The sequence below is a fragment of the Hymenobacter psychrotolerans DSM 18569 genome (assembly GCF_900142395.1).
Lineage (GTDB): Bacteria > Bacteroidota > Bacteroidia > Cytophagales > Hymenobacteraceae > Hymenobacter > Hymenobacter psychrotolerans.
The window spans coordinates 1-21,061 of sequence record NZ_FRAS01000036.1 but is presented as its reverse complement, the minus strand read 5'-3'; the positions used below and the strand labels follow the sequence as shown (position 1 = coordinate 21,061).

General features: G+C 59.8%; 18 protein-coding genes, 1 tRNA gene and 1 pseudogene. 12 read left to right on the top strand and 8 right to left on the bottom strand.

The genetic code is table 11. The annotated features are described in order from the left end of the window. The first annotated feature begins 35 nt into the window (after positions 1-35). The 8 genes and pseudogenes from BUE15_RS19875 (at position 36) to rplT (ending at position 10,994) form a co-directional block, all read left to right on the top strand. Entirely contained in the window at positions 36-1,946 is a 1,911-nt protein-coding gene (locus tag BUE15_RS19875; RefSeq protein ID WP_073288840.1) for a DNA topoisomerase IV subunit B, read from the top strand. A 252-nt stretch (positions 1,947-2,198) separates the two neighbouring features. Beyond that, entirely contained in the window at positions 2,199-4,970 is a 2,772-nt protein-coding gene (locus BUE15_RS19870) for a DNA gyrase/topoisomerase IV subunit A (protein WP_073288838.1), read from the top strand. A gap of 160 nt (positions 4,971-5,130) precedes the next feature. Beyond that, positions 5,131-5,997: a tetratricopeptide repeat protein gene (locus BUE15_RS19865; protein WP_170865325.1), complete on the top strand. Its 867-nt coding sequence runs from the start codon at positions 5,131-5,133 to the stop codon at positions 5,995-5,997. Positions 5,998-6,074: 77 nt separating this feature from the next. Continuing rightward, positions 6,075-7,202 (top strand): tetratricopeptide repeat protein, encoded by a 1,128-nt coding sequence (locus BUE15_RS19860; protein WP_073288816.1) that lies wholly within the window; start codon positions 6,075-6,077, stop codon positions 7,200-7,202. Between the two features lie 129 nt (positions 7,203-7,331). Then, positions 7,332-9,293: a threonine--tRNA ligase gene (gene thrS, locus BUE15_RS19855; RefSeq protein WP_073288814.1), complete on the top strand. Its 1,962-nt coding sequence runs from the start codon at positions 7,332-7,334 to the stop codon at positions 9,291-9,293. A gap of 272 nt (positions 9,294-9,565) precedes the next feature. Then, a pseudogene (gene infC, locus BUE15_RS19850) lies at positions 9,566-10,123 on the top strand (translation initiation factor IF-3); the annotation flags it as partial. 187 nt (positions 10,124-10,310) lie between these two features. Beyond that, complete coding sequence (gene rpmI, locus BUE15_RS19845; RefSeq protein ID WP_073288811.1) at positions 10,311-10,505, top strand: 50S ribosomal protein L35; 195 nt, start codon at positions 10,311-10,313, stop codon at positions 10,503-10,505. 144 nt (positions 10,506-10,649) lie between these two features. Continuing rightward, positions 10,650-10,994, top strand: coding sequence for a 50S ribosomal protein L20 (gene rplT / locus BUE15_RS19840; protein ID WP_073288809.1), 345 nt, complete (start codon positions 10,650-10,652; stop codon positions 10,992-10,994). A 116-nt stretch (positions 10,995-11,110) separates the two neighbouring features. Here the strand turns inward: rplT and BUE15_RS19835 are convergent, their stop codons facing one another. Further along, entirely contained in the window at positions 11,111-11,704 is a 594-nt protein-coding gene (locus BUE15_RS19835; protein ID WP_073288807.1) for an HD domain-containing protein, read from the bottom strand. Positions 11,705-11,818: 114 nt separating this feature from the next. Here BUE15_RS19835 and BUE15_RS19830 point away from each other — a divergent pair, with 114 nt between their 5' ends. After that, on the top strand, positions 11,819-14,530 hold the full coding sequence (locus BUE15_RS19830; RefSeq protein WP_073288806.1) for a cyclic nucleotide-binding domain-containing protein: 2,712 nt from the start codon (positions 11,819-11,821) through the stop codon (positions 14,528-14,530). A 132-nt stretch (positions 14,531-14,662) separates the two neighbouring features. Here BUE15_RS19830 and BUE15_RS19825 read toward each other — a convergent pair whose 3' ends face one another. The 6 genes from BUE15_RS19825 to BUE15_RS19800 form a co-directional block, all read right to left on the bottom strand. Then, positions 14,663-15,709, bottom strand: a complete 1,047-nt coding sequence (locus tag BUE15_RS19825; RefSeq protein WP_073288804.1) for an adenylate/guanylate cyclase domain-containing protein — start codon at positions 15,707-15,709, stop codon at positions 14,663-14,665. After that, the gene (locus tag BUE15_RS19820; protein ID WP_073288802.1) at positions 15,699-16,094 is read right to left on the bottom strand and encodes a response regulator; all 396 of its coding nucleotides are present in this window, start codon (positions 16,092-16,094) and stop codon (positions 15,699-15,701) included. Before BUE15_RS19820 ends, BUE15_RS19825 begins: the two co-directional genes overlap by 11 nt. 38 nt (positions 16,095-16,132) lie before the next feature. After that, entirely contained in the window at positions 16,133-17,524 is a 1,392-nt protein-coding gene (locus BUE15_RS19815) for a sensor histidine kinase (RefSeq protein WP_073288800.1), read from the bottom strand. 89 nt (positions 17,525-17,613) lie between these two features. Beyond that, positions 17,614-17,943: a hypothetical protein gene (locus tag BUE15_RS19810; RefSeq protein ID WP_073288798.1), complete on the bottom strand. Its 330-nt coding sequence runs from the start codon at positions 17,941-17,943 to the stop codon at positions 17,614-17,616. Positions 17,944-18,171: 228 nt separating this feature from the next. Next, the gene (locus tag BUE15_RS19805; RefSeq protein WP_073288797.1) at positions 18,172-18,594 is read right to left on the bottom strand and encodes a hypothetical protein; all 423 of its coding nucleotides are present in this window, start codon (positions 18,592-18,594) and stop codon (positions 18,172-18,174) included. Positions 18,595-18,701: 107 nt separating this feature from the next. After that, on the bottom strand, positions 18,702-19,238 hold the full coding sequence (locus BUE15_RS19800) for a hypothetical protein (RefSeq protein ID WP_244535994.1): 537 nt from the start codon (positions 19,236-19,238) through the stop codon (positions 18,702-18,704). Positions 19,239-19,517: 279 nt separating this feature from the next. On the opposite strand from BUE15_RS19800, the gene BUE15_RS19795 reads away from it, so the two are divergent. Next, positions 19,518-19,865 (top strand): hypothetical protein, encoded by a 348-nt coding sequence (locus BUE15_RS19795; RefSeq protein WP_139252457.1) that lies wholly within the window; start codon positions 19,518-19,520, stop codon positions 19,863-19,865. A 234-nt stretch (positions 19,866-20,099) separates the two neighbouring features. Here BUE15_RS19795 and BUE15_RS19790 read toward each other — a convergent pair. Beyond that, positions 20,100-20,173 (bottom strand) — tRNA-Met (locus BUE15_RS19790). A 138-nt stretch (positions 20,174-20,311) separates the two neighbouring features. Between BUE15_RS19790 and BUE15_RS19785 the strand changes: the two genes are divergently transcribed. Both BUE15_RS19785 and BUE15_RS19780 read left to right on the top strand, forming a co-directional pair. Then, positions 20,312-20,725 carry an START-like domain-containing protein gene (locus BUE15_RS19785; protein WP_073288836.1) on the top strand — a complete coding sequence of 138 codons (414 nt, stop codon included), beginning with the start codon at positions 20,312-20,314 and terminating at the stop codon, positions 20,723-20,725. A gap of 37 nt (positions 20,726-20,762) precedes the next feature. Beyond that, positions 20,763-21,061 (top strand): IS5/IS1182 family transposase (locus BUE15_RS19780; protein ID WP_073288834.1); only part of this gene is annotated, 299 nt, incomplete at its 3' end.

The window sequence follows — 21,061 nt, the reverse complement described above, 5'->3', positions numbered from 1 at the left end:
GTTATTTTACCTCGAATTTGAATCCCGATTTTCTGATGGCTGAAGAACAGATATCCGTTGCCACCCACGGCTACACCGAAGACAGCATCCGCTCCCTCGACTGGCGCGAGCATATCCGGTTGCGGCCCGGCATGTACATCGGCAAGCTCGGCGATGGTTCAGCGTACGATGATGGCATTTATGTGTTGGTGAAGGAAGTCATCGACAACTCGATTGACGAGCACGTAATGGGCCACGGCCGCACCATCGAAATCAAAATCTCCGACCACCGGGTGCAGGTGCGCGACTATGGCCGGGGCATTCCGCTGGGCAAAGTGGTGGATGTAGTCAGCAAAATCAATACGGGCGGCAAGTACGATTCCAAGGTTTTTCAGAAGTCTGTGGGATTAAACGGGGTCGGTACTAAAGCGGTTAATGCACTCAGCAATTACTTTCTGGTGCAGAGCGTCCGCGACGGGCTGATGAAGGCAGCTGAGTTTTCCCAGGGCATTCTCACCAACGACCCAAAGCCGGTGAAAACCAGCCAGCGCAACGGCACGCTGATGACGTTTCAGCCCGACGACACGATTTTCCGCAACTACCGCTTCATCCCGGAGTACCTGGAAAATCAGATCTGGAACTACGTCTATCTGAACGCCGGCCTGACCATCAACTTCAACGGCCAGAAATACTACTCCGAAAACGGCCTCGCCGACCTGCTGGCCCGCAAAGCCGACCCCGAGAGCCTGCGCTACCCGGTCATTCACCTCAAAGGCGAGGACATTGAGCTGGCCCTGACCCACGGCAACGATTACGGCGAGGAATACTACTCGTTCGTGAACGGGCAGTACACCACGCAGGGCGGCACGCACCTGGCCGCTTTCCGCGAAGCGGTGGTGAAAACCGTGCGCGAATTCTACAAGAAAGAGTACGACGCGGCCGACATCCGGGGCTCCATCATCGGTGCCATTTCGGTGCGGGTGCAGGAGCCGGTGTTCGAAAGCCAGACCAAAACCAAGCTCGGCTCCATGAACATGGGCCCCGACGGCCCCACGGTGCGCGGTTTTATTCTGGACTTCGTGAAGGAGTCGCTGGACAACTTCCTGCACAAAAACCCGGCTACGGCCGAAGCCCTCAAAAAGCGCATTGAGCAGAGCGAGCGGGAACGGAAGGATATGGCCGGCGTAAAAAAACTGGCCAACCAGCGCGCCAAAAAAGCCAACCTGCACAACCGCAAGCTCCGCGACTGCCGCTTCCACCTCGGCGAAGGCAAGCAGGAAAATGAGGCCCTGACCACGCTCTTCATCACGGAGGGCGACTCGGCGTCGGGCTCCATCACCAAGAGCCGCAACGTGGAGACGGAAGCTGTGTTCAGCCTGCGCGGCAAGCCCCTGAACTGCTTCGGGCTGAAAAAGAAGATTGTGTACGAAAACGAGGAGCTGAACCTGCTCCAGCACGCCCTCAACATCGAGGAAGGCATCGAAGGCTTGCGCTACAACCGCGTGGTCATTGCCACCGATGCCGACGTGGATGGCATGCACATCCGGCTGCTGCTGCTCACCTTTTTCCTGCAGTTCTTCCCCGACCTGGTGCGCAACGGCCACGTGTTCATTCTGGAAACGCCGCTGTTCCGCGTCCGCAACAAGAAGACGACCATCTATTGCTACAACGAGCAGGAAAAGCAGGCCGCCATGCGCCAGCTGGGCCGCAACCCCGAAGTCACGCGCTTCAAAGGCCTCGGCGAAATCAGCCCCGACGAGTTCGGCAAGTTTATCGGCGACAACATCAAGCTCGAACCCGTTATTCTGCAGTCGGACCGCAGCATTCAGCAGGTGCTGACTTACTACATGGGCAAGAACACGCCGGCCCGTCAGGAATTCATCATCGACAACCTGCGGCAGGAGAAAGACCTCGTTACCTCCGATGTGCTGCCGGTGGCGGAAGTAGCGGAGGAAGATTTGGCGTAATTTTAAGTTTTCCTCCGGGCTGGCTGCCAGCGCCGGGGAGAGGTACAAGAACAATAAGCGTGGCAAGCGCCACCCCCCATCGTGTCAGAAGAGAACAACCCTCACACCCCCGATTCAGTTGAAGCCGCCGACCTGTTCACGGCCGGCGACACCGTTGAGTTCGGGGCTGCTCCCGCCGAGCTGGCGGCGGTAGCCGGTCCGGCCGGCCTCCCCACCGACTCCGATGAAGAAACCGTGACGCTGCTCGGCGAAATGGCCGCGGCCGAAGCCTCCGGCGAGGAGCCGGATGTCGAGGAAGCCGCAGAGGAAGAGCCGAAGTTCGCGCCCGGCGAAACCATCCACGACGTGGCCACCGTGAACGGCATGTACCAGAACTGGTTTCTGGACTACGCCAGCTACGTGATTCTGGAGCGCGCCGTGCCGGCCATTGAGGACGGCCTCAAACCGGTGCAGCGCCGCATTCTGCACGCCATGAAGGAAATGGACGATGGCCGCTTCAACAAAGTGGCCAACGTCATCGGGCAAACCATGCAGTACCACCCCCACGGCGACGCCAGCATCGGGGATGCCATGGTGAACCTGGGCCAGAAGGACCTGCTGATTGAAACCCAGGGCAACTGGGGCGACATCCGGACCGGCGACGGCGCGGCCGCGCCGCGCTACATCGAGGCGCGCCTGAGCAAGTTCGCGCTGGACGTGGTGTTCAACCCCGACATTACGGAGTGGCAGATGAGCTACGACGGCCGCAAGCGCGAGCCGACGACGCTGCCCGTGAAGTTTCCGCTGCTGCTGGCGCAGGGCGTGGAAGGCATTGCCGTGGGCCTGAGCACCAAGATCATGCCCCACAACTTCCGGGAGCTGTGCAAAGCCTCCATTGATGTGCTGCGGGGCCGCGAAGTGCAGCTGTTTCCGGATTTCCCGACCGGCGGCCTCTGCGACGTGAGCAACTACAATGGCGGGCTGCGCGGCGGTAAAATCCGGCTGCGCGCCACCATCGAGAAGGCCGACAGGACCATGCTCATCATCCGCGACATTCCCTACGGCACCACCACCACGGCGCTGATGGAAAGCATCGTGAAGGCCTCGGAAGCCAACAAAATCAAGATCAAGAAAGTCGTGGACAACACGGCGGCCGAAGTCGAAATACAGGTGCACCTGCCCACCGGCGTGAGCCCCGACCTGACGATGGACGCGCTGTACGCCTTCACCGACTGCGAAATCAGCATCTCGCCCAATACCTGCGTCATCATCGAGGACAAGCCGCGCTTTGTGGGCGTGGAGGACATGCTGCGCCTCAGCACCCAGAAAACGGTGCGCCTGCTGGAGCGCGAGCTGGAAATCCGGCAGGAGGAGCTGCAGGAAAAGTGGCATTCGGCTTCGCTGGAAAAGATTTTCATCGAAAACCGTATCTACCGCAAAATTGAGGAGTGCGAGACGTGGGAAGAAATTCTGCAGACCATTGATGCCGGCCTGAAGAAGTTTGTGCGCATCGAAGGGGAGAAGCCCAAGGCGAATGACACGCGCATTGTACTGCGCCGCGCCATCACAGAAGACGACCTCACGCGCCTCACCGAAATCCGCATCAAGCGCATCAGCAAGTACGACGGGTTTAAGGCCGACGAGTACATCCAGCGCCTGGAAACCGAGCTGGCCGAAGTGGCCGACCATCTGGCGAACCTCACGCGCTACGCCATCAACTATTTTGAGGGCCTGCTGAAAAAGTACGGCGCCAGCCGCGACCGGAAAACCCAGCTGCGCACTTTCGACGTGGTGACGGCCCAGAAAGTGGCCGTGGCCAACCAGAAGCTCTACGTGAACCGCCGCGACGGTTTTGTGGGCTACGGCCTCAAAAAGGACGAAAGCGTGGAATACCTCTGCGACTGTTCCGACCTCGACGACATCATTGCCATCAAGCGCGACGGCACGTTTGTGGTGACCCGGATTGCCGAGAAAACCTTCGTGGGCAAGGATATTCTGCACGCCGGCGTCTACAACAAGAACGACGACCGGCTGGTCTACAACATGGTGTATCAGGACGGGGCGTCGGGCATCAGCTTCGCCAAGCGTTTCCTGGTGACGGGCATCACCCGCGACAAAGCCTACGACCTGACCAAAGGCACCAAGGGCACCAAAACGCTCTACCTTACGGCCAACCCCAACTCCGAGTCGGAGGTGGTGAGCGTGCAGCTCTCGGACAAGGCCCCGGCCCGCGTGAAGCAGTTCGACTTCGATTTTGCCGAGCTGGCCATCAAAGGCAAAGGCTCGATGGGCAACATCGTCACGAAGCAGCCCATTAAGAAGATAACCCAGAAAAGCCTGGGCGACAGCACGCTGGGCGGGCGGGAAGTGTTCTTCGACAGCGTGGTGGGCCGCCTCAACCATGCCGGGCACGGCCGCTACCTCGGCACCTTCGACACCGACGACATGCTGCTGGCCGTGTACAAGGACGGCAGCTACGAGCTAACCCCGCCGGAACTGTCGCTGCACTTCGAAATGGCCAATATGGTGCTGCTGCGCAAGCTGGAGCCCGACACGGTCATCAGCGCGGTGTATGTGGAAGGCGAATCGAAAGTGCACTACGTGAAGCGGTTCAAAATCGAGACCAGCACGGCTTCCAAGCGGTTCGGCTTCATCTCGGAAACCAAAGGCTCGAAGCTGCTGGCCGTGACGGCCAACCCGGAACCGGAAGTGGAAGTGAAGCTGCAGCGCGACAAAAAAGCCGACAAGGAAACCGAAAAAATCCGGCTGCACGAGTTCATTGACGTGAAAGGGTGGAAGGCCATGGGCAACAAACTCAACTACTTCCGGGTACACGCCGTGACGCTGCTCACCGACGAAGGCCCCGAGCCACAGCGGCGGGAGGCCAAAAAGAAGGCAGGCCCGGCCACTATTCCGCGCCCAGCCGCTGAAGCGCCGGCCGCTCCGCTGCCCGACCTCGCCGGCCCCGTCGATATTTCCGCCGCCGATATAGCCCAGGCCCAGGAAGTTCTGAAAACGCGAAAGTCGCAGCTGAAGCTGTTTTAGCCTGCAGAAAAGCCCCGCACCAGCCAGTTGCGGGGCTTTTTCGTGAACTTGCGGCACGCTTGCCTGTTGGCAGCCCGAAACCCGTTTGGGTATGGGGCATCCGGATAAAAACTGCAGTTTTGCGGCTCAGTCTGCGCTTGTTGTTTGCATGGTAGTGCCCGTGGGTCGTTTGTTATTGCTGATACTGTTGGGAGCCTGCCTGCTGGCGCTGCCAGCCGAGGCGCAATGGCGCAAGCCCAAAGCCGCGCCCAAGAAACCGGCTGCCGTCGAAAGCGCCACCACGGCGCAGGTAGCCCGGTTGCTGCAGGAAGGGCAGGAGCTGCAGGACAAGTACAAGGAATCGGAGGCGCTGGGCAAATATGAGCAGGCCCTTGTCCAGGCCCCGGCCACCTACGAGGCCCTGTGGCGGGCGGCTGTGCTCAGCGTCCGGATTGGCGCCCGCTACACCGATGAAACCCGGAAGATGGCCTACTTCTCGGCCGCCCGCCTCTACGCCAGCCGGGCGCTGGTAGTACGGCCCGAGGGCGCAGAGGGCAACTATGCCGAAGCCCTGGCGCTGGCCAATCAGGCCACGCTGCTTACGGCCCGCAGCCGGCTGCTGTCTTATAAGGAAATGAAGCCCTACGTATTCAAAGCCGTGGCGCAGCGGCCGGGCTTCGCACCGGCCTGGCAGCTGCTGGGGCGTTGGCACTACCGCGTGCATCACTACAACATTCTGGAGAGGGTGTTCAGCCGGATATTTCTGGGCGGAATGCCCTCCGGGGCCAGCACCAAAGCGGCCATTGAGGCTCTCACCAGGGCGCATGAACTGGAGCCGGCCCGCATCGAGTATGCCTATGATCTGGCCCGGATATACTTGAACCAGGGCTATCAGAATCAGGCTGTTGCGGTGCTGCAGGATGCCGTGGAGCTGGCGCCCGTAACGGCCGAGGAGCTCGAAATCAGCCGCCGCTGCCGCAAGCTGCTCATCCAGTTGAACCGGCGGCTGGTGAAGCAGGTGCACCGCCACCTGCGCGGCATCGACTAACACCCACCTACGGCCAGCCGGCCGGCACACTGTATCTTTGGGCCATGAGTGCCTCCGTTTTCTTTTCGCCCTTATCTGTGCTCCGAGCTGCCCGGTACCTGCTACTGCCCGTGGTGGCCTTGGTGGGCGTATCCTGCAGCTCCGGAGCAGAAGAGCAGCCGGAGCGGATGGTCGATTTGAAATCAGTGCAGAGCGGGCCGAAAATCCAGGCCGAAGAGTTGGAGGGCGCCATTGCCCGCCAGCCCCGCAATGCTTCACTCTACGCCCGCCGGGCCGCTTTTCGCCTCGATGCCGGACAGGTGGAGCCAGCCCTGCGCGACATCACCCAGGCGCTCAGCCTCGATGACACGCCCGGCGAGTTCTACTTCCTGCAGGCCCGGGCGCTACGAGCCCAACACAAGCTGCAAAGCGCCCTGGCCGCCGCCGACGTGGCCTCGCGGCGCGGCTATGCTTCCGCGGAGCTGAACCTGCTGGTGGGGGAAACCCATTTGGCGGCCCGCCACTACCAAACGGCCATCGACTACCTCGACCGGGCCCTGCAGCAGGAGCCCGACCACACGGCCGCCCTCTTTTATAAGGGTGTCGCCTACGTAGGGCTGCGAGACACGGCCCAGGCCCTGGACTACCTGCGCGCCAGCCTGGCCCGCGACCCCCGCCAGCCCGAAACGCTGCACCAGCTAGCCTTCCTATCTAATGCCTACCGCCAGCCAGCCAACGCCGCAGTGTACGCGTCCCGCGGCCTGAAAATCGCACCCGATTATGGCCCGCTCTGGTACGACTACGGCCGCCAGTTTGAACTGCAGAATCAGCCTGACAGCGCCGTGCGCATCTATGCCCGCACTGTGCAGCTCGATACTACGTTTTACCGTGCCGACTATCGGCTGGGGCTATCCGCCTTCAAAAGCCGAAAGTATGCGGTAGTAGTGCCCCACCTGCAGCGGGCGTTACGCCGGGCGCCGCGGCTGGCCGGTGCCCGCCAGATGCTGGCCGAAAGCCTCGAGAGCCTCGGCCGCTACCCCGAAGCCGCCGACCAGTACCGCCGCCTTGTGGCCGAAAACCCCGGCAACCGCCACTGGACCTACAAAGCCTGGAAGGTCGGCAACCGGGCCAAGGGCATCATTGTGGATGAAACCCCGCGCCAAACCGTCGAGCCCATCGAGCCGATCCAGATTCAGCGGCCGGGCCTCCCGGGCTTAGGTCTGTAGGCGGAGGCAGAGCGTCGGTAATCCGCGAGGAAACCAGCTGGTGAAGGGCCGGGCGGGCTTTCTGCATTTCGCCATTTCCTTAACTTGCGGCTTCACGGCTGTTTGTATAGCCATTATCTCCCCAATTCCATGCTTAATATCACCCTCCCCGACGGCTCGGTGCGCCAGTTTGTAGATGGCGCCACGGGCTACGACGTTGCCGCCGGCATCAGCGAAGGCCTCGCCCGCAATGCCCTTGGTGTGCGCGTCAACGGCGAAGTGCGCGACCTGCACCGCCCCATCGAACAGGATGCCCAAGTGGCTATCCTGACCTGGAACGACCCCGAAGGCAAGTCTACATTCTGGCATTCCTCGGCTCACCTCATGGCCGAAGCCCTGGAAGCCCTGTATCCCGGCGTGAAGCTGGGCATCGGCCCCAGCATCGAAAACGGCTTCTATTACGACATCGACCTGGGCGAAGGCCGCACGATTTCCACGGATGATTTGCCGGAAGTCGAGAAGAAAATGCTGGAGCTGGCCAAAAAGAAAAGCCAGTATGAGCGCAAGGAAGTAAGCAAGGCCGACGCCATTGCCTACTTCACCGAGAAGCAGGACCCCTATAAGCTGGACCTGCTGGAGCGCCTCGACGATGGCTCCATTACGTTCTACACGCAGGGCGACTTCACCGACCTCTGCCGCGGCCCGCACATCCCCGATACCTCGCCCATCAAGGCCGTGAAGCTGCTGAACGTGGCCGGAGCCTACTGGCGCGGCGACGAAAAGAACAAGCAGCTCACGCGCATCTACGGCATTACGTTCCCGAAAGCCAAGGAGCTGACCGAGTACCTGGAGCGCCTGGAAGAAGCCAGGCGCCGCGACCACCGCAAGCTGGGCAAGGAGCTGGAATTGTTTGCGTTTTCGGAGAAGGTAGGAGCGGGCCTGCCCCTGTGGCTGCCCAAAGGCACCGCCCTGCGCGAGCGGCTGGAGCAGTTTCTGCGCCGTGCCCAGCTCAAGGCCGGCTACCAGCCCGTCGTGACGCCCCACATCGGCTCCAAAGAGCTGTACGTAACCAGCGGCCACTACGAGAAGTACGGCGCCGACTCGTTCCAGCCCATCAAGACGCCAAACCCGGGCGAGGAGTTCTTCCTCAAGCCCATGAACTGCCCGCACCACTGCGAAATCTACAAAACCAAGCCCCGCTCGTACCGCGACCTGCCGGTGCGCTTCGCCGAGTTTGGCACCGTATACCGCTACGAGCAGTCGGGCGAACTGCACGGCCTGACGCGCGTGCGCGGCTTCACGCAGGACGATGCGCACATCTTCTGCCGCCCCGACCAGGTGAAGGAGGAGTTCCTGAAGGTGATTGACATTGTGCTTTACGTGCTCAAGGCACTCGACTTCCCCGATTTCACCGCCCAGATTTCTCTGCGCGACCCCGAAAACAAAACCAAGTACATCGGGACCGACGAGAACTGGGAAAAGGCGGAGCGGGCCATCATCGAAGCGGCGGCCGAAAAAGGCCTGACTACGGTAACGGAACTGGGCGAAGCCGCCTTCTACGGCCCCAAGCTCGACTTTATGGTGCGCGACGCCATCGGGCGCAAGTGGCAGTTAGGCACTATTCAGGTGGACTACAACCTGCCCGAGCGGTTCGATTTGGAGTACGTAGCGCCCGACAACTCGCGTCAGCGCCCTGTGATGTTACACCGCGCGCCGTTTGGCTCGCTGGAGCGGTTCGTGGCTGTCCTGATTGAGCACTGCGGCGGCAATTTTCCGCTATGGCTCTCGCCCGAGCAGTTTGCTGTACTGCCCATTTCAGAGAAGTACCAGGACTATGCCCAGCAGGTATACGACCAGCTGGTGCAGGCCGAGCTGCGCGGCACAGTAGACCACCGCGACGAAAAAATCGGCCGCAAAATCCGCGACGCAGAGGTTTCCAAGGTTCCCTATATGCTCATTGTAGGCGAAAAGGAGCAGGCCGAAGGCATCGTGTCGGTGCGCCGCCACGGGCAGGGCGATGTGGGCTCCATGCCGATTGGGGAGTTTATCAGCAGCTTCCAGCAGCAGGTAAATGATATGATGGACGGTAAACCGGCCGCTACGGTCAGCTAACCCGTTTCATTGACCTTCTGACGTAGTTACGGCAAGCCCTCACCATTGCATATGGTGAGGGCCTGCTTTTGGAAGGAAGCCGCCCTGCACCCGACCGGAACACGATGGGGCAGCCCACAGAAAAAGGACATTTTCAGGGTGATTTTATATAGTCTTTGTTGAGGGTTTGGAAAAAATGGCGGATATTTGCCCGCTGATTGAACCCAACAGGATGCTCCTGCGTCCTAATCAATCTTAGCACAACCCGACTTTCACCTTAAGGAGAAAAAGCCATAGCAACCCCTAACCGCCGCTATATCCCTCGCGCCCAGGTCGAGGAGCCGTTTAAAATCAATCAGAAGATTACGGCCCGCGAAGTCCGTCTTGTTGGCGACAACATCGAACAAGGCATCTATTCCATTGAGCAAGCTCGGCGCTTTGCTCAGGAGCAGAACCTGGACCTCGTGGAAATTTCGCCCACGGCTGTACCGCCCGTGTGCCGCGTCATCGACTACTCGAAATTCAAGTACGAGCAGAAGAAGAAAACCCGCGAGCTGAAGGCCAAGCAGACCAAGGTCGTTATCAAGGAAATCCGTTTCGGACCCAACACTGATGACCACGACTTTGCGTTCAAGCTGAAGCACGCGCAGGAGTTTCTGCGGGAGGGCGCCAAAATCAAGGCGTACGTACACTTCGTAGGCCGGAGCATCGTGTTCAAGGAGCGGGGCGAAATCCTGCTGCTAAAATTTGCCCAAGCCCTCGAAGACCTCGGCAAAGTAGAGCAGCTGCCCAAGCTCGAAGGCAAGCGGATGTTCCTGTACCTGGCTCCCAAAGCAGTGGCTCCGGCAAAAACAGCCAAGCCTGCTGCCCCGAAAGAAGGCAAAGACGCTCCTAAAGAGGCTAAGACAGCTGCCAAACCGGCCCCTGCTGACAACGCCGCCGAATAGCTTTTCCGGGGTTTCGGCCCCATCTTTTGCGCTGGCGTACCGGCCCTAGGCAGCCGGCCGCCGCAGTTTTTCACCCTTTACCATCACCACAATGCCGAAAATGAAGACCAAGTCCGGCGCCAAAAAGCGTTTCTCGCTGACCGGCACGGGCAAGATCAAGCGTAAGCACGCTTTCAAAAGCCACATTCTGACCAAGAAAACCACCAAGCAGAAGCGTGCTCTCACGCACGTTGGTCTGGTTAGCTCGGCCGACATGAACCGCGTGAAGGACATGCTCAACATCTGATTATTGACGACTGAGAGCTACGTTCTTTTTGGAGCAGGAGCTTCAGTCAGCAGTTAATAATCACCCCTTACATTTTTCACCAGGCGTCCGGCTGAAACAAAGCTGCGGCAATAGTCCGCCGCCGGCCGCCAAAAAAAACTGGTTATGCCAAGAAGTGTCAACCACGTGGCTTCGCGCCACCGTCGGAAAAAAATAATGCGTCTGGCGAAAGGCTATTATGGCCGTCGCAAAAACGTATGGACCGTTGCTAAAAACGCGGTTGAGAAAGGCCTGCTCTATGCTTACCGTGACCGTAAGGTTAAGAAGCGTGAGTTCCGTGCCCTCTGGATTCAGCGTATCAACGCTGGCGCGCGTGAGCACGGCCTGTCGTACTCGCAGCTGATGGGCGGTCTGAAAAAGGCTGGTATCGAACTGAACCGCAAGGTTCTGGCCGACCTCGCCCTGAACCACCCTGCCGCCTTCAAAGGCATCGTGGACAAAATCAAGTAGGCCTCACCTCCTACTGATAAGAAAGCCTGACCCCTGCGGTCAGGCTTTTTTTGTTTGTTTTTTCTTTCAGCGTGGTAGGAATATGCTGATTATAAGCATCTCATTTATAGCTGGTATCACGCCATTGCCTCCAGCAAGGCTTCGACTTCCCGGATTCTAACCTGCTTGCCTGCTTCGCGCCGGGAAATTGCTGACGGAGTCCAGTAGTGGTGCTGCTGGAGAAACCGAAGCTGCATGCGCTGCCAGGCCTGCTCGCTACCAACGATGCCCCGTGCGAACAACTCGTCGCGCAGACTTTGGCTGATGGGCCAGAAGTCAGGCCGCCCAAGGTAATCCAGGTCGGCATCACAAAGAATCTGCGCTTCTGGAAGGCCGCCAGGGCTCTGCGGTACCTGGGTGGCCATGATTAATTCGCAGATAAAGTCGAGCTGGGCAGGGGTATAGCCAAAGTCTGGCAGCAGCTGGTGCACCAGTTGGCAGCCGGCGGCTTCGTGGCCCGCATAGGTGGTCAGAAAACCCGCATCGTGATAAAAGGCGGCCGTACGGAGCAGAGCCAGCCGCTCAGGGCTGGTGATGCCCTCGGCAGCGGCCAGTACCTGGGACTGCGCTACTACGTCAAGCGTATGGTGCGGGCCGTGGTAGGAGAGGCCGGCGGGCAGATGATGGCGAAGTTGCTCGAGGATGTGAGCTTCAGCTCGTTGGCAGTCCATGGAGGCGCGAAGTAGAATTGGCAGACCCAATAACAGCAAAACCGGGCGAACTGACGTGCCTGGCCGTTATCTTGCGGCAGCATCGGGCCGGGTGGCCCCTTACCACAATCCGGAATGACGCTACTTGAACGCTGGCAACGGCTACTGGGGATACGTGCCGAGGAAGGCCGTACCGTCGGGCTGTTTTTTCTGCACAACTTCCTGCTGGGCATCGGCACTATTCTGGTTTACGTAGCGGCCAACGTTATCCTGCTCGAAAACGACCCTGAGCGCAGCCTGCCGCTGGCGTATGGGCTGTCCGCTCTGGCTATGATAGTGGCCGGCCGGATTTATGCTCACTTCGAGCACCATCTGGGGTTGGAGCGGGTGGCCGTACGCGTGCTGCTGGCCGTAGTGGCGCTGATGGCTGTGCTAGGGGTGCTGGTGGCCGTAGGAAATTCGGTGGCTGCGTCCGTCGCCATTATGGCCGGCTACCGGGTAATCTATCTGCTGACCAACCTGGAATTCTGGGGCGTTTCAGCGGTGGTATTTGATGTGCGGCAAAGCCGGCGCCTGTTCAGTGTGATTAGTTCCGGCGACATGCCGGCCAAGGCGTTAGGGGCGGTGCTGGCTATCCTGATTCATCACCATACTGAGCTACTGTGGCTGTTACTGCTGGCGTTTGCGGCCTACATTGGGGCGCTGCTGGTGTTGCAGGCTACCAGCCGGCACCATGTGGTAGAAGCCCGGCCAACTGCGCGCGCCGCCCGGCAAGGGGGAGTAGCGCCGGGGCTGCAACAGTGGTTCGGGAGCAGCCAGCTGGTGCTGACGATGTGCCTGAGCATGCTGCTGATTGCGGCCGTAACGACGGGTATCGAGTACTCATTTTTTGTCAATGTCAAGCACAAGTTTCACGACCAGGCGGCGGTGATGCGCTATGTAGGCACGGTGCTGGTGGTCACGTATCTGGCGGCGCTGGTGTTCAAGCTGCTGCTTTCCCGCATCACGCTGGATCAGGTAGGAGTGCGCTGGATGCTGGTAGCCCTGCCCGCCCTGATGCTGGCCGGACTGCTGCTGGCGGGGCCGCTGTGGCTGGGGCAGGCGGCGGGAAATACGCTGCTGCTGTACTTCTGTGCCCTCTACCTCACGCTGGAAGTGTTGCGCCGGGCCGTGTTTGATCCGGTGTTTCTGGTGCTGTTTCAGCCGTTGTCGGCGCCGGAGCGGTTGCAGGCCCACACGCTGGCCAAGGGCTTATATGAGCCGTTGGGCATGGGGCTGGGGGGCCTGCTGTTGTTCGGGCTGCACTGGCGGCCGGAACTGAGCGTGTGGGCGCCTTTTCTGTGGATGGGCCTGTTTATGGCCGGGGCACTGCTGCTGCTCTACCGCACCTATGGCCATTATCTGGGGGAGCTCCAGCACGCCCTGAGCCGTCGTTTTGTGCAGCATGATGAGGACACCGTCCCCCGGACCTGGCCCATCGACCTGCCTGGCGCTGAGGCCGAAGAAGCCACGCCGGACAGCATCCTGGCACTTGTCGAACAGCTGCCGGGACGCACTACGCACACGGTCGCTGCCGAGCAGCTGCTCCGGCTGGGGCCATCCACCCTGCCCATACTGGCTCCCGTGCTGCTCAGCAGCCACTCGGAAGTGCTGGTGCGGCGCCTGGCGCAGGTGTGCGGGCACCTGCAGGTGCCCGCGAGCCGGCACGTGCTGGTAGCCCTGGCCCGCGAGCCGGAACTATACAAGCGCGAAGCAGCGCTGCGGGCCCTGCGCTACTTTGCACCGGAACCAACTGACGCCCCCATCTTCCAGGAGTTGGTGCAGGACGAACTGCGGCGGGCCCAGCACTTGCTGCAAGGGCTGGCCGCCACCTCTGACTCCGTATTGGCCCGCAGCCTGAATTATGAGCTGGTGCGGCTGCAGCAGCGTCTGTTTGGATTGCTGCAGCAACTGTATGCTCCGCAGCTGATTGCCGATGCCCAACGCGGCGTACAGAACGCAGCTCGGGAGCGGCAGGCCAACGCCCTTGAAATTCTTGACAACCTCATCGACCGGCCCATCTACCAGGGGCTGCAGGCCCTGCTGGAAGTAGCGCCGGCCACCGAGAAAGTCCGCATCTTCAACCGGCTGGTGGGGCCGGTGCCGGGCGCGGCGCTCATTGTGGACAGCATTGTGGCGCAAGGCGAGGCTGCCTTCACCGACTGGACGGTGAGCGTAGCTCTGCGGCAGTGGCAGCCTGCTGTTGCCACTGCCGTGCACGTGCTGCCGCACCTGCACAGCACCAGCCTGCTGGTGTGGGAAGCGGCATTTCAGGTACTAGACCACTTAGCTGCTCAGCAGCCGGAAATCTACCGCCAGCTGCTAGTCGGGCATCCTACATTAACCACCCTGCGCATGAGTCATTCTGCTGCCATTTCTACCATCTCGGCTGCTGAGCGTGTGGCGCTGCTGCAGCGGACTGCGCTTTTTGCCGCAACTCCCGCCAACGTGCTCAGCAGCATTGCACCCATTATGAAGGAGGTGCACTTTCATGATGGCGAGCTGCTGTTTGCGAAAGGCGACCTGGGTACTTCGCTGTTTGTTGTGCAGGCCGGGCAGGTCCGGGTTTTTGCCGGTACGCAGCAGTTGGCCACCTTTCTTCCCGGCGACTTTTTCGGCGAGCTGGCTCTGCTCGACGCTGAGCCCCGCTCGGCCTCGGCCGCTGCCCAGGGCCCGGTGGTGGCCTTCCGGATAGATCAGGAAGACTTCTATGATGTGATGGAAGAGCGGAGCGAAGTGCTACGCAACATTCTGCGGGTGCTTTGCCAGCGCCTGCGCCGTCAGAACGAAAAGGCAGTGGCTGAATAAGTAGTGACTTAAAGCGCTGAGGCGCGAGAAGGTGCTAATAGCAGAACCCGACCCACTAAAAGAAAGGCCCTTGCTGCAACCAGCAAGGGCCTTTCTGACTATGAGCAAACGTGCTTGTGGTGCTGGTATACGCTACGCCAGCACCTCGTAAATCATGACGGGCTGCGCCTTGTTTTTCAGAGTGACTTCGTGCAGCGCGCGGCACTGGAACGACTCCTTCACGCGCTGGTAAGTAGCTTCCGTAATGATAATCTGGCCCGGCTGGGCCGCGGATTGCAGGCGCTGGCTCACATTCACCGTGTCGCCGATGACGGTATAGTCGAGGCGTTTGAGCGAGGCCGAACCGATGTTGCCCGATACCATTTCGCCCGTGTTAATACCGATGGAAATCTGGGGCTGGTAGCGGCTGCCATTGGGGAGCATGTCTTCGTGCTCCTGCAGCGAGGTGCGCACGGCCAGGGCCGCATCCATAGCCCGGTCGAGGTGGAAGTCGCCGCGGAAAACGGCCATCACGGCATCACCCATAAACTTGTCGACGTAGCCGCCCTGCGCAATTATTTCGGTCACCATCTGGTCGAAATAGCTGTTGAGCAGCGTCACGACATCGGCCGGCGGCAGAACTTCGGCCAGCGACGTAAAGCCGCAGATATCGACGAACAGGACGGTGGCATCTACCATCTCGCTGATCATCAGGGTGTTTTCGAAGCCGGGGCGGCCCATGAAATTGAGCACCGTCTCGTCCACGTACATGCGCAGAATGTTGTTTTCCTGCACGGCCCGTAGCGTCTGGCGCAGCTGCTGCACATGCTGGGCGGTTTTCTCCATCGTCACTTCCAGGTCCGTAAAGTCTACGGGCTTGGTCACGAAATCGAAAGCGCCCCGGTTCATGGCCGTCCGGATGTTGTGCATGTCGCCGTAGGCCGACACCATCACGGCCTTGATAACGGCGCTGGTGTCGGGCAGGCGGCTGAGCAGCGTCAGGCCATCCATCACGGGCATATTGATATCGGAAAGGATGATGTCGATATCGGGTTGCTCGTGCAGCTGGTCCAGGGCTTCCTGGCCGTTGCCGGCAAACACAAATTCGTATGCTCCTTCCCGAATCTTGCGCCGGAATTTCTGCTTGATGAGCAGGGCTAAGTCGGGCTCGTCATCGACGACAAGTACTTTAGTTTTCATGGATGCCGATTGTAGTGAGCTTTTCCCTGAGAGCCGCGAAGTCTACGGGCTTGGTCAGGAAGTCGTTGGCGCCCAGTTGCAGGGCCTGCTGCCGGCTTTCGGTGTCTCCGTAGGCCGTAATCATCATCACCTGCGGCGGACTGGGCGGCGGGGCGCTGTATTGCTGCCGAATACGCCGCAGCAGTTCCAGCCCACTCATGCCGGGCATGTTGATGTCGGACAGAATCAGCACAACCTCTGAGGCGTGCGCCTGCAGAAACTCCAGTGCTTCTTCGCCTGAATAAGCAAAGGTGAAGGAAAATTCTCCGGCGCGGATTTCGCGCCGGAACCTCTGCTCAAACAGCGCCCGAACGTCGGCTTCATCGTCTACTACCAATATCTTCATGCCAAGTAGAATTTGCGGTTATCAAGTGTACGTGGTGCTCAGGCGGGCAGCGAAATGATAAACTCCGTGTATTCGCCTTCTTTCGATTCTACGGCCAGTGTGCCGCCGTGTCCCTTCGTCACGATGTCGTAGCTGAGCGACAGGCCCAGGCCGGTGCCTTCGCCGGTGGGCTTGGTGGTGAAGAAGGGCTGGAAGATTTTTTGTTGCAGGCCCTCCGGCATACCGATGCCGTTGTCGCGCACGCGCACCTCCACGGTATCGTTGGGGCCGCGCCGGGTGCTTACGCTCACGGTAGGCATATAGCCGTCGGCTTCCGATGCGGCTTCCTTGCGCTTCTGCACGGCATAAAACGCATTGGTAAACAGGTTCAGCAGCACGCGCCCCAAGTCCTGCGATACCGCCTCCACTTTGTTCAGGTTCTGATCGAAATCGGTGTGCAGCGTGGCATTGAAGGCCTTGTTTTTGGCGCGAAGCCCGTGGTACGCCAGCCGCAGATACTCGTCGGCGAGGGTGTTCAGGTCGGTGGGTTGCCGCTCGCCGGAGCTGGCGCGGGAGTGCTCGAGCATGCCGCGCACAATGCTGGCGGCGCGCTGCCCGTGGTGCGTTATCTTCTGCAGGTTCTGCTTCAGGTCGGCCAGCAGCTCGGCTTCCAGGGCGGCGTCACGGTCGGGCCGCTGCTGCTCTTCTTCCAGCTCGCCCACCAGCTCGCTGCTCACGTCCGAGAAATTGGTGACGAAGTTGAGCGGATTCTGAATTTCGTGGGCAATACCGGCGGTCAGCTCGCCCAAGCTGGCCATTTTTTCGGCCTGAATCAGCTGGGCCTGCGTGGTGCGGAGCTCGGTCAGGGCCTGCTGCAGTTCGTGGGCCTGGGTTGTGAGGGTGGCCGTGCGCTCGGCTACCAGCCGCTCCAGCTCAAGGTTCTGGGCCTCAATCCGCTCTTTGGCCTTGGTTTCTTCCTCGCGCTGCAGCCGCTCCGCTTCCAGCGTTTTTTTCTGGCTGCGGGCAATGAATATAAAGGTGACCAGCCAGATCAGGGCAAAGCCCTTCGACGTCTCAAAAATGTCGTCATACTGCTTCATCAACTCCCGGCCCGTCACGGCCAGGAGCAGCTCAATGGCCGAATACACGGTGTAGGGGGCCAGGGCCAGGAGCAGCGTGCGGGCTGGGCGGTAGTGGCGCACCCGAGCCAGCACAACAAGAATAGAGGCCAGCACGAAAAGCATGTACAGCTCATCCAGCTGGTCCGTCTGGTTGCCTTTCCAGCCCAGCGCCAGTGCCAGCAGGCCCAGTACTACCCCCGGCCCCCAGATATAGTTCAGCAGCCCGTTGAGCCGGGGCAGGCGCGTGGGCAGGTCCAGAAACCGCCGAAGCGCGCGTATAATCACCAGCACCATCAGAATACTGATCAGGAGCGAAGTATTCAGGCTCATAAAAAGTGGCGGTCAGAAAGAGGAGGAGAGGGCCGTAGTGGGCCAGGTTGCCCCGGGCGGTGCAAACTAGCGTTTTGTGGCGTAAGGCGCTACTGCTGCGTGGGGCGGGCGTCGTCTTTGCCAGCGGCCCAGCTGCTGGGCAAAGGCAGCGTAATCTTCACCACGGGGTTGCTGGTGCGGACCGGACGCTTAAGTGCCGCTTTCTTGTCCTTGTTGTCGTTGCCGGAAAACAGAATGCTGGCATATTCCTTCACCGTGCCGATGGTAGAGGGCAGCGTGAGCGTGACGACCAGCTGGCGCTGCGTTTTGGCTTTTGCGGGCGGCGCCTGCGGCGGCAGGCTCTGCGCCAGGCCCTCAGTAGCCGGCACAGCTGTCAGCACAAGCAAGAGTAGCAGCGCAAATAACTTCTGGCGTATCATCGGAACTAGTAGCCGGCGGGCAGGCTGGAGCAGACTCCATAAAATGCTCCCGGCGCTCATATCAGTCAGCAAGGTACCATGCCTTGCCGCCCTATCCAGTGGCTAGGCTGATTTTCGGACGGCGGCAAACAGCGCTGTTCAGAAGATGCAGGCCCGCACGCCGGGGTTGCCCGGGCAGCACGGCTACTCACTGGCAGGGTGCCGGGGCGCAGGAGGGAGGGGGCCGGCTTAGCGCCGGTCGTAACGGATGGTAAAATCGGTGCGGGAGTAGCGCGGGCCGCTTTGAATGTACTGTCCGCGCAGGTGCAGGTCAAGCGTCCGGGCTCCTACGTTGAGCAGGGTGTAGGAGCGCTCCGGCGGCAGGCAGGTAAGCTGCGCACCCGTGCGGGTATAAGGCGTAATGCTCTGCGTCACACCCCGCTCATCAATGTACTCCAGCTCGGTGCCAGTAATGCGAAGCGTGGCGTAGCCGGCCGCCTGCGGAGTAGTAGGCTGGTACACTACCAGCACATTGTCCTGCCCATCATACTCAATGGGCTCTACCACCCGCACTTGCCAGGTGCCTTCCAGGGCGGCCGCTGGTTCGGGCTCTGGGGTGCTGTGCCCGCAGGCTACCAGAACCAGCAACAGGATAAATAGGTAGCGTGGCATATAAGAAAAACGGGTTACACTAGCATAGGCCGCTAATGTAACCCGTTTTCTTGGTTCTGGCAGCAGCGCAGCCGGCGTACGGCCCGGTATGCTACCCGCTTTGTGCGCTACCCGGAGATAGAATCGGTGAGCTGCGTGAACTGGCTATGCTGCTGAAAATGGGCTTCATTCTGCCAGAAAGCCCGGCATTCCTGCCGTAGGTTTTTCAAAAAGTCTTCCTGCCGCCGCAAGGCTCGCCATTCGCCCATGCCCAGCTGTTCGCACAGCTTGTAAAACTGGTCGCCCTGTCCTTTATGGCCTCTGACTTCCACCAGGCAGCTCAGTAGAGGACGGCCTGCGGCATGTTCGGCCAGCGAAAGTTCTTTCAACAGTTCTTTCAGCTGACTTTTTTCGTGCGCGGTATCCAGATTAAGACCCAAATCAGCCTCCTGCACCAGATTCTGGTAGCTGGTGGTACCTACTTGGTTGCGGGCAAAAAGAATCAAATGCTTACGAATCCTGTCTAGCATGTTGGTTGGGAAGGTGGAAAATATGAAAAAACCTGTTGCTGTACCTCGAAAAGTCAAACAACAGGGTATACTTTTCCAAAACCGTACCAATATATCAAAATGCCCTAATGGATGCTGTAAAGCAAGAGTGAGCAATCCGTTTAACAAGTCTTTGCCGGATATTCAGCAGGGGAGAATTAAGATGTTTATGAGGTGAAATTATGAATAATCTTATGTGATGCCTTGCAAGGGTACTTGATGGATAGCCGGCACGTACCGTAAACAGCAAGCCGCCTTGGCAGGAGACTTCCGCAACAGGCGGGCAAAACGCTCGGCCCTGTAGCTGTCCTACTGCAGATTTAGGCGATGCAGCCTAGGAGGCCCGAAATAGCTCTTCGCAGCAGAAGTGTCTTTGCACCCTAAATGTCCTGCATCATGCGTTTTTCCTTTCCTGCTTCCTGGCTGCTCAGCGGCCTGCTGGCTTTTGCCAGTGTGAGTTGCCAGAAAAAAGATGAGGCCGCGCCCGAACCCGAGGCCGTGCAGCTACGCTACACGCAAACCTACTGCGCCGACCGGTGGGGTAGCGCCAGCGGCACGCAGCAAGCCGAAGCCGCCGCTACAGCCTATCTGCTGCAGCAGGGCATCACGGCCAAAGTAGTGGCCCAGGCCATCAATCCTCCGACGGTGTGCAACGCCTGCAGCTGCACTACGGGGGTAGTACTGGTCGCCAGTGTCCGGCCATCAGATGCGCCGGCTCTGCTGGCACTGGGCTTCACGCAGTAGCAATACACGCCCGGATTTTCGCTCACTTTTGCGGGCCGGTAAAAAATGCGCCCTGCCGGCTGTTCCAAAGCGCATTCCGGTAGTAGAAGCGGAATTGAGGGGCTGGTATATCGCCGCTTGGTAATACTGCGGCCTGTCTCAGCCGGATGGAGCGCTGCGCTCAGGCCAGCTTTCTGCGGTTGTTGCAGAAAATAAAAAACGGCCTCTCCGCAATGGAAAGGCCGTTTTTGCAAGTAGCGGGGACGAGAGTTGAACTCGTGACCTCAGGGTTATGAATCCTGTGCTCTAACCAACTGAGCTACCCCGCCGGGTTTTTGGTGCTGCAAAGGTAAGGACAAGATTTGTACCGGCGCAAGCCTGCCAACAAAAAAAACCCGTGTATATTGGCTCCCAACCGGCATTCTTTGCGCCGCCGGGCCAAGTACCTTCTTCAGTCTGTTCTGCTTATGCCCCTTTCTGCCACTCGCCTCAAACATCGGTTTACGGTCGAATTTCCTATCAACGCGTCGCCTAAAATTCTGTACCCGTATCTGGCTTCGGCTTCTGGCCTCTCGCAGTGGTTCTGCCAGGACGTGCGCCTCGACGAAGACCACCGCTTCAATTTTATCTGGGACAATCAGTCGCACTTTGCCGAGATGAACTCGCATCGCACCAACCGGTCAGTGCGTTATGTGTTCCTCGACCACAACAAGCGGCATACGCCCGATGCAAACTACCTCGATTTTACCCTCGAAGAGTCGCAGCTCACGCAGGAGGTATACCTGCGGGTGCTCGATTACTCTGAGGAAACCGATGAAACAGAGTTGCAGGAAATGTGGGATAGTCTCATTCTGAAGCTGCGCGAACTGGTAGGCGGCTAAGAGCACCTAACAAAACCGGTTTTCGTATGCTGGTGGTATGGCAAAGCAACTGGTATCGGATGAGCTATGGGACATGGTGGAGCCGCTTCTTCCGCCAGTTCCCCCGCGTCCCAAGGGCGGGCGGCCGCGTGTGGACGACCGGGCCGCGTTAACGGGTATTCTGTTCGTGTTGCGCAGCGGTATTCCGTGGGAGATGCTGCCGGCGGAAATGGGCTGTGGCTCGGGCATGACGTGCTGGCGGCGCTTGCGCGACTGGCACGAGGCCGGCGTGTGGCAGCGCCTGCACCAGGTGTTGCTCGACCGGCTGGGCCAAGCCGGGCAACTCGACTGGTCCCG

What these genes read in the sequence shown, in the direction of transcription:
- BUE15_RS19875 (WP_073288840.1), top strand. Translation starts at nt 36, where the DNA reads ATGGCTGAAGAACAGATATCCGTTGCCACCCACGGCTACACCGAAGAC.
- BUE15_RS19870 (WP_073288838.1), top strand. Translation starts at nt 2,199, where the DNA reads ATGGCCGCGGCCGAAGCCTCCGGCGAGGAGCCGGATGTCGAGGAAGCC.
- thrS (WP_073288814.1), top strand. Translation starts at nt 7,332, where the DNA reads ATGCTTAATATCACCCTCCCCGACGGCTCGGTGCGCCAGTTTGTAGAT.
- rpmI (WP_073288811.1), top strand. Translation starts at nt 10,311, where the DNA reads ATGCCGAAAATGAAGACCAAGTCCGGCGCCAAAAAGCGTTTCTCGCTG.
- rplT (WP_073288809.1), top strand. Translation starts at nt 10,650, where the DNA reads ATGCCAAGAAGTGTCAACCACGTGGCTTCGCGCCACCGTCGGAAAAAA.
- BUE15_RS19835 (WP_073288807.1), bottom strand. Translation starts at nt 11,704, where the DNA reads ATGGACTGCCAACGAGCTGAAGCTCACATCCTCGAGCAACTTCGCCAT.
- BUE15_RS19830 (WP_073288806.1), top strand. Translation starts at nt 11,819, where the DNA reads ATGACGCTACTTGAACGCTGGCAACGGCTACTGGGGATACGTGCCGAG.
- BUE15_RS19825 (WP_073288804.1), bottom strand. Translation starts at nt 15,709, where the DNA reads ATGAAAACTAAAGTACTTGTCGTCGATGACGAGCCCGACTTAGCCCTG.
- BUE15_RS19820 (WP_073288802.1), bottom strand. Translation starts at nt 16,094, where the DNA reads ATGAAGATATTGGTAGTAGACGATGAAGCCGACGTTCGGGCGCTGTTT.
- BUE15_RS19815 (WP_073288800.1), bottom strand. Translation starts at nt 17,524, where the DNA reads ATGAGCCTGAATACTTCGCTCCTGATCAGTATTCTGATGGTGCTGGTG.
- BUE15_RS19810 (WP_073288798.1), bottom strand. Translation starts at nt 17,943, where the DNA reads ATGATACGCCAGAAGTTATTTGCGCTGCTACTCTTGCTTGTGCTGACA.
- BUE15_RS19805 (WP_073288797.1), bottom strand. Translation starts at nt 18,594, where the DNA reads ATGCCACGCTACCTATTTATCCTGTTGCTGGTTCTGGTAGCCTGCGGG.
- BUE15_RS19795 (WP_139252457.1), top strand. Translation starts at nt 19,518, where the DNA reads ATGCGTTTTTCCTTTCCTGCTTCCTGGCTGCTCAGCGGCCTGCTGGCT.
- BUE15_RS19785 (WP_073288836.1), top strand. Translation starts at nt 20,312, where the DNA reads ATGCCCCTTTCTGCCACTCGCCTCAAACATCGGTTTACGGTCGAATTT.